General features: G+C 53.8%; 6 protein-coding genes and 1 pseudogene. 5 read left to right on the forward strand and 2 right to left on the reverse strand.

Annotation, left to right across the window (positions count from 1 at the left end; all coding sequences use genetic code 11):
* Window positions 1-141 precede the first annotated feature (141 nt).
* Together BBW68_RS07215 and mutH are read right to left on the reverse strand one after the other, a co-directional pair.
* A complete protein-coding gene (locus tag BBW68_RS07215) occupies window positions 142-876 on the reverse strand; it encodes a TerC family protein (RefSeq protein WP_070134614.1) in 735 nt (244 codons plus the stop codon).
* Between the two features lie 74 nt (window positions 877-950).
* Window positions 951-1,637 (reverse strand): DNA mismatch repair endonuclease MutH, encoded by a 687-nt coding sequence (mutH, locus tag BBW68_RS07220; protein WP_070134615.1) that lies wholly within the window; start codon window positions 1,635-1,637, stop codon window positions 951-953.
* 684 nt (window positions 1,638-2,321) lie between these two features.
* Here mutH and rppH point away from each other — a divergent pair.
* From rppH to BBW68_RS16165, 5 genes and pseudogenes are all read left to right on the forward strand, one after another.
* Entirely contained in the window at window positions 2,322-2,849 is a 528-nt protein-coding gene (gene rppH / locus BBW68_RS07225) for an RNA pyrophosphohydrolase (RefSeq protein ID WP_070134616.1), read from the forward strand.
* 12 nt (window positions 2,850-2,861) lie between these two features.
* The gene (gene ptsP / locus BBW68_RS07230; protein ID WP_070134617.1) at window positions 2,862-5,108 is read left to right on the forward strand and encodes a phosphoenolpyruvate--protein phosphotransferase; all 2,247 of its coding nucleotides are present in this window, start codon (window positions 2,862-2,864) and stop codon (window positions 5,106-5,108) included.
* A 232-nt stretch (window positions 5,109-5,340) separates the two neighbouring features.
* The gene (lgt, locus tag BBW68_RS07235) at window positions 5,341-6,219 is read left to right on the forward strand and encodes a prolipoprotein diacylglyceryl transferase (protein ID WP_070134618.1); all 879 of its coding nucleotides are present in this window, start codon (window positions 5,341-5,343) and stop codon (window positions 6,217-6,219) included.
* Window positions 6,216-7,010 (forward strand): thymidylate synthase, encoded by a 795-nt coding sequence (thyA, locus tag BBW68_RS07240; RefSeq protein ID WP_070134619.1) that lies wholly within the window; start codon window positions 6,216-6,218, stop codon window positions 7,008-7,010. The genes lgt and thyA overlap by 4 nt, the downstream gene beginning before the upstream one ends.
* Before the next feature lie 63 nt (window positions 7,011-7,073).
* Window positions 7,074-7,358, forward strand: a pseudogene (locus BBW68_RS16165) (DDE-type integrase/transposase/recombinase); the annotation flags it as partial.
* Between the last annotated feature and the right edge of the window lie 41 nt (window positions 7,359-7,399).

Here is a 7,399-nt window from a genome sequence, read left to right on the forward strand (position 1 = left end):
TAAGGGCGCTACGTTCAAAATTACCTATTATTCAACAAAGCCATTTTAGCCCAGTAATAAACTATTTTCCCGGCACCGATAATCGCATGAGTCCGAAAGTATAGCTGACGCACATCCGGCCATTGACTTATCCTGCAGAATTTACCTGCGGGATAATGGCGATTTACGCGGGCTGCTTCTTAATTTGCGTAACAGATTCAGGCATTCTACCGATATCGAAAAGAACATGGCAAAATAAATGTAGCCTTTCGGAATATGAAAGTTGAAGCTCTCCAGCATCAGCGTGAAACCAACGAGGATTAAGAACGCCAGTGCCAGCATTTTTACCGACGGGTGGCGATCGACAAAATCACCAATTGCACGGGCGGCAAACATCATCACCAGCACGGCAATCACTACGACAGCCATCATAATAATCAGGTTATCGGACAGGCCTACGGCGGTGATCACCGAGTCGAGACTGAAGATAATATCCAGCACTATAATCTGTACGATAGCCTCGGCAAAGGAGTGCACGTTGGTTTTATGCTCGCCTTCGCCGCCTTCGATACTATCGTGGATCTCCATGCTCGACTTCCATAGCAGGAACAGCCCGCCGAACAGCAGGATCAGGTCACGCGCTGAGAAGGCGTAGTCCATCAGCGTGAACAGCGGATCGGTCAGACGAATAACACAAGCAATAGAGGCCAGCAGGCCAAGGCGCATCAGCATTGCGCCAGCTAGGCCAATACGGCGGGCGGCATTGTGCTGATGTTTTGGTAGTTTGGCGACGACCAGAGAGAGGAAAATAATGTTATCGATCCCTAGGACAATTTCGAGGATCGTCAGCGTACCCAACGCTAACCAAGTATTAGGATCGGCAATCCATTCAAACATAAAATGTGAATCCTTAAACTTAAACAAAAGCTAAACGGCGATTATACGCAAGGTTGACTATTGCGTAATAGCTTTTATAGCAGGAAATGGCGGGCAAGCAGCGGGGCGGTAAAGCTTTTCTTTAAATAGAAGCCGCGCGGCAGGGTCATAATTGGCTGCCCGTGCTGACCAATGCCTTCCGTCAGCGCTTTACTGTTGGCGGCTTTCGGGCGGATCTGCAGCACTTCGCCGTGGCGCGCGGTGATCTGCTCCACCTGGCCCAGCACGATCATATCCATCAGTTCCTCCCAGTCGCGCTGCAGCTGGCGCTCTTCTTGCTCATTCGGGCTCCACAGCAGCGGCGCACCGACATGGCGATGCTCGAGCGGGATCGCCCGATCGCCCTCGATCAGCACCCACAGCACCCGATGCAGCTTGTGGCGCACGTGGCTGTTAAGCCAAGTCACGCCGCTGTTGCCGGTCAGCGGCGCCACGCAGACAAAGGTTGTTTCCAGCGGGCGACCGGCGGTATCAATGGGAATGGTTTTCAGCTCAACACCAATCTCCGCGAAGTCCTGCTGCGGCTTACTGCCCGCGCTGGCACCGAGATAGCGCTCCAGCAGCATCCCCACCCAGCCCTTATCATGCTTGAGATCGCGCGGGATCGGCAGGGCAATCCGCAGCGCCAGATCTCCCAGCGTATAGCCCGCCAGTGCAGAAGCGCGCGACAGCAGTTCGGCTTCATTTTGTGGGGGAGGGATAAGGTTAAGATCGCCAGTCATAATAACTTCCAGATTTTGTTCAAAAAATAGACGTCATTTACATACACAGCCAGAAAAAGATTTCAAGCTGGAGAAAACGCTAATAATAGCATGATAAACCTTGTTTTTTATTCTGTCGCCCGCAGGAAAAACTGTCGCTCCTAGGGATTTTACCCGGGTTGTCACCGACAATGAACAGGTTCACCCGAGTAGTTATCCACAGAAAAATGGGATAACTTGTCCTTTTTGATAATACTGTTTCTATTTACAGCCTTGACGCAGGGGTTCTTACCCGTTTTAGCCGTTATGCAGCCTAACTAATCGGCATATTCTGTGGGTAACGTTCTAAGTGTTCGATCTTTCATCAGCTGGAGATCCTGCGCTTATGACAGCAACATGACAACCTAGATAAAAGCTGTAACTAATCGCTAAAGATAATGATTAATATGGATTTATTCTGAGTTAAATCGTGGGTGAGTTTTGCCGCCAATAAAGTTTTCCCCACCTGTTAACAGAGTTCTGCACAAAGCTATCCACAGAAAACGTGAATAAGATTGCCTTTTTAACCCGCTTTCTGTTTATAACTTTGCTTTAAAGGACGAGTTATTCCAGCTGCAGTGCCATACATCGCCTAAAAGCAGTGGTTTACCGTCTGTAAGGAGTATGAAACAATCAGAATATCCAGTTTTAGTTTGAGGTAGTCCGGTGATCGATGATGATGGCTACCGCCCGAATGTTGGTATCGTAATTTGTAACAGGCAGGGACAGGTGTTGTGGGCCAGACGTTATGGTCAGCACTCCTGGCAGTTTCCTCAGGGAGGGATAAATCCTAGCGAGACGGCGGAGCAGGCGATGTACCGCGAACTTTTCGAGGAAGTCGGTTTGAACCGCAAGGATGTTCATATCCTTGCATCTACCCGTAACTGGTTACGATATAAGTTGCCAAAACGTTTGGTGCGTTGGGACACAAAGCCGGTTTGTATCGGCCAAAAACAGAAGTGGTATCTTCTGCAGCTGATGTGCAATGACGCAGATATCAATGTGCAGACCAGCAGCACGCCAGAGTTCGACGGCTGGCGCTGGGTCAGTTTCTGGTATCCAGTTCGCCAGGTGGTCTCTTTCAAACGCGATGTTTACCGCCACGTGATGAAAGAGTTCGCCAGCGTGGTTATGCCCCTGCAGGAGACGACCGTTCAGCGGAATACGCTTGGTTTTCGACGGAAGAGAGGTTAAGCCACATAGATTATGCTCACACAGCTGCGCGAAATAGTTGAGAAAGTGGCGGCAGCGCCCCGGCTTATCGAGGCGCTAGATATTTTGGTTAATGAAATCTGTCTGGCGATGGATACCGAGGTCTGCTCGGTCTATCTTGCTAACCACGATCACCGCTGCTACTACCTGATGGCTACACGTGGGCTAAAAAAGCCGCGTGGGCGCACGGTCGCCCTAGCATTTGACGAAGGGATTGTCGGGCTGGTCGGTCGTCTGGCAGAACCTATCAACCTTGCTGATGCGCAGAGTCACCCCAGCTTTAAATATATTCCCTTTGTCAAGGAAGAGCGTTTCCGCTCCTTCCTTGGCGTGCCGATCATCAGCCGCCGCCAGCTTCTTGGCGTGCTGGTGGTTCAGCAGCGCGAGCACCGCCAGTTTGATGAAAGCGAGGAGTCGTTCCTCGTCACCCTCGCCACGCAGATGGCGGGCATTCTCTCGCAGTCCCAGTTTAACACTCTGTTTGGGCAATATCGGCAAACCCGCATTAGTGCGCTGGCTGCCGCGCCTGGCGTTGTCGTGGCGGAAGGCTGGGTCGACTCCAACCAGCCGTCGCTGGAAAACGTCTCTGCCGCTTCCACGCTGGACACGGTGCGCGAGCGTGAACGCCTTGCCATGGCAATCAGCGAAGCCTCCAGTGAGTTCCGCCGCTACAGCAAACGCTTCGCAGCCAGCATGCATAAAGAGAGCGCGGTCATCTTTGATCTCTACTCGCACCTGCTGAACGATGCGCGGCTGAAGAAAGATCTGCTGGCCGAGATTGATGCTGGCTCGGTGGCGGAGTGGGCGGTGAAAACCGTGATTGAAAAGTTTGCCGCCCAGTTTGCCAGCCTGCAGGACAGCTATCTGCGCGAGCGCTCCGGCGACCTGCGCGTGCTTGGGCAGCGCCTGCTGTTTCACCTTGATGACACCATGCAAGGCACTAACAGCTGGCCGCAGCGTTTTGTGCTGGTGACCGATGAGCTGACGGCGACTACGCTAGCAGAGCTGCCGCAGGATCGCCTAGCGGGCGTGGTGGTGCGCGACGGCGCGGCGAACTCGCACGCGGCGATCATGGTGCGGGCGATGGGCATCCCGACGGTGATGGGCGCAGATATTCAACCGGAGCTGATGAAAGGGCGCCTGCTGATCGTCGACGGTTATCGCGGCGAGCTGCTGGTTGACCCGGAACCGGTGCTGATGCAGAAATATCAGCAGCTAATCAGCCAAGAAAATAAGCTGAGCCAGCTGGCCGAGGATGATGTTTTCCTGCCGGGCGCACTGAAAAGCGGCGAACCGGTGAAGGTGATGCTTAATGCGTGCCTCAGCGCGGAGCATGAGCAGAAGCTCGGCAGCCGCGTCGACGGCGTTGGCCTGTACCGCACTGAAATCCCGTTTATGCCGCAGAGCGGCTTCCCGTCGGAGGAAGAGCAGGTGGCGCAATATCAGGGCATGCTGCAGCTGTTCCTCGACAAGCCGGTGACGCTGCGAACGCTGGATATCGGTGCCGACAAGCAGCTGCCGTATATGCCGATCAGCGAAGAGAACCCTTGCCTAGGCTGGCGCGGCATCCGCCTGACGCTCGATCAGCCCGAGATCTTTCTGGTGCAGCTGCGCGCCATGCTTCGCGCTAACGTCGCCAGCGACAATCTCAGCATTCTGCTACCGATGATCACTAGCCTTGATGAGATTGATGAAGCGCGCCGCCTGATCGACCGTGCGGCACGTGAAGTGGAAGAGATGCTCGGCTATGCCATCCCGCAGCCGCGCATCGGCATTATGATCGAAGTACCGTCGATGATCTTTATGATCGACCAGCTCAAGCAGCGGGTCGATTTTGTCTCCGTTGGCACCAACGATCTGACCCAGTATGTGCTGGCGGTCGATCGCAACAATACTCGGGTAGCGAGCCTGTATGACAGCTTGCACCCGGCAATGCTGCGGGCGCTCAAAGCCATTGCCGATGAAACCCGCCGCACCGGGATTGAACTCTGCCTGTGCGGAGAAATGGCCGGTGACCCGATGTGCGTGGTGATGCTAATCGGGATGGGCTATCACCATCTCAGCATGAACGGGTGCAACGTGGCGCGGGTGAAATACCTGCTGCGCCACATCGACAATGAAGAATCACAGGCGCTGGCACAGCGTGGCCTAGACGCCCAGCTCGCCAGCGACGTGCGCCATATGGTGGCGGCGTTTATGGAGCGCAGGGGATTAGGCGGTCTTATCCGCGGCGGCCACTAGAATCACATTTAAGGCTATTTTATTTGCCATTTGGCTGCAACAATTACGCTTAAAACGCGATTTGCTGAACCCTACTATTACATTAGCCGAGACCGCAATAATTCGCGTTATGCTATGATGAGTGCTTATGCAGCCGCCGGGCTGAATGATGCAGGGGGCGGGGTACGCCCGTCCGTGCTACGCACTGGCAATATTGGCTGCCTGTCTGGACAGACTTCAACAATGGTGAAAAATGAATAACGGCTATCTGGTTTTCCCCCAATTTGATCCGATAATCTTCTCCGTCGGGCCAATCTCTCTGCACTGGTACGGTCTGATGTACCTCGTGGGTTTCATTTTCGCGATGTGGCTGGCGGTGCGCCGTGCTAATCAGCCGGGCAACGGCTGGAAAAAAGAAGAAGTCGAAAACCTGCTGTATGCCGGTTTTCTCGGCGTGTTCCTTGGTGGGCGTATCGGCTATGTGCTGTTCTACAACCTGCCACTGTTCTTCGATAACCCGCTGTATCTGTTTAAAGTCTGGGATGGTGGTATGTCATTCCACGGCGGTCTGATTGGCGTGATCGTGGTGATGCTGGTGTTTGCACACCGCACCAAACGTAACTTCTTCCAGGTTTCTGACTTTATCGCTCCTCTGATCCCATTTGGCCTCGGCGCGGGCCGCCTAGGTAACTTTATCAACGGCGAACTGTGGGGCCGCGTTGACCCGAACCTGCCGTGGGCGATGCTATTCCCAGGCTCTCGCAATGAAGATATCGCGCTGGTCACCACTCACCCGGAATGGCAGTCGCTGCTGTCAACCTACGGGGTGCTGCCGCGCCACTCTTCACAGCTGTACGAACTGATCCTTGAAGGAGTGGTGCTGTTTATCATCCTCAACGTGTTTATTCGTAAATCTCGCCCAATGAGCGCGGTATCCGGCCTGTTCCTGATTGGCTACGGTACGTTCCGTATTATTGTTGAGTTCTTCCGTCAGCCGGACCAGCAGTTGGGACTGTTCAGCGGCATCAGCATGGGGCAGATCCTCTCTGTGCCCATGATTCTGGCTGGCGTGATTATGATGGTCTGGGCGTATCGCCGCCGCCCTGCGCAACAAGTTTGTGAGGAAAAATGAAACAGTATCTGGCGTTAATGCAGCAAGTGCTCGAGCAGGGCACGCCGAAAAATGACCGCACCGGAACCGGCACGCTATCGATTTTTGGTCATCAGATGCATTTCAACCTGCAGGACGGTTTTCCGCTGGTCACCACCAAGAAGTGCCATCTGCGCTCAATCATTCATGAGCTGCTGTGGTTCCTTAACGGTGACACCAATATCGCCTACCTGAAGGAAAATAAGGTGTCGATCTGGGACAAGTGGGCCGATGAAAATGGCGATCTCGGGCCGGTTTACGGCAAACAGTGGCGCAGCTGGCGGTCAGCGGATGGCCACCAGATTGACCAGCTGAGCAAGGTGGTCGAACAGCTGAAAAGCGATCCAGACTCGCGCCGCATCATCGTTTCTGCATGGAACGTTGGCGAACTGGACGAAATGGCGCTGGCACCGTGCCACGCGTTCTTCCAGCTCTACGTTGCGGACGGCAAGCTCTCCTGCCAGATGTATCAGCGCTCCTGCGATATCTTCCTCGGCCTGCCATTCAATATTGCCAGCTACGCCTTGCTGGTGCATATTATGGCCCATCAGTGCGACTTGGAAGTGGGTGGTTTTGTCTGGACCGGTGGCGATACCCATCTGTACAGCAACCACCTAGAGCAGACGCGCCTGCAGCTGACGCGCGAACCGCGCGCCCTGCCAAGGCTGATTATCAAGCGCAAGCCGGAGTCTATCTTCGACTATCGCTTTAATGACTTCGAGATCGAAGGTTACGATCCGCATCCGGTAATTAAAGCCCCGGTCGCCATCTGAGGCACTGTTGCAAAGATCTGGCGATGGTAAACTGATGCCACTGTTTAGTTGAAGGAGCAGCACATGAACCCATTTAAAGGCCGACATTTTGAGCGTCATATTATCCTGTGGGCCGTCCGCTGGTACTGGCGTTAACCTTTCGGTTTTGGCTCATGGCATCTCGATGAAACCTACGTGAAGGTCAACGGACGCTGGGCTTATCTGTACCGCGCCGTCGACAGCAGGGGCTGCACCATTAACTTTTACCTGTCTTCACGTCGTCACACCAAAGCCGCCTATCGCTTTATGGGTAAACTTCTGAATAATACGAAGCGCCTGCAAATTCCACGGTTGATCAACACAGATAAAGTGTAGTGGTCAACTAATACTGGCCACAGCATTAGACTGTA

The organism is Candidatus Erwinia dacicola (assembly GCF_001756855.1).
Lineage (GTDB): Bacteria > Pseudomonadota > Gammaproteobacteria > Enterobacterales > Enterobacteriaceae > Erwinia > Erwinia dacicola.

What these genes read in the sequence shown, in the direction of transcription:
- BBW68_RS07215 (WP_070134614.1), bottom strand. Translation starts at nt 876, where the DNA reads ATGTTTGAATGGATTGCCGATCCTAATACTTGGTTAGCGTTGGGTACG.
- mutH (WP_070134615.1), bottom strand. Translation starts at nt 1,637, where the DNA reads ATGACTGGCGATCTTAACCTTATCCCTCCCCCACAAAATGAAGCCGAA.
- ptsP (WP_070134617.1), top strand. Translation starts at nt 2,862, where the DNA reads ATGCTCACACAGCTGCGCGAAATAGTTGAGAAAGTGGCGGCAGCGCCC.
- lgt (WP_070134618.1), top strand. Translation starts at nt 5,341, where the DNA reads ATGAATAACGGCTATCTGGTTTTCCCCCAATTTGATCCGATAATCTTC.
- thyA (WP_070134619.1), top strand. Translation starts at nt 6,216, where the DNA reads ATGAAACAGTATCTGGCGTTAATGCAGCAAGTGCTCGAGCAGGGCACG.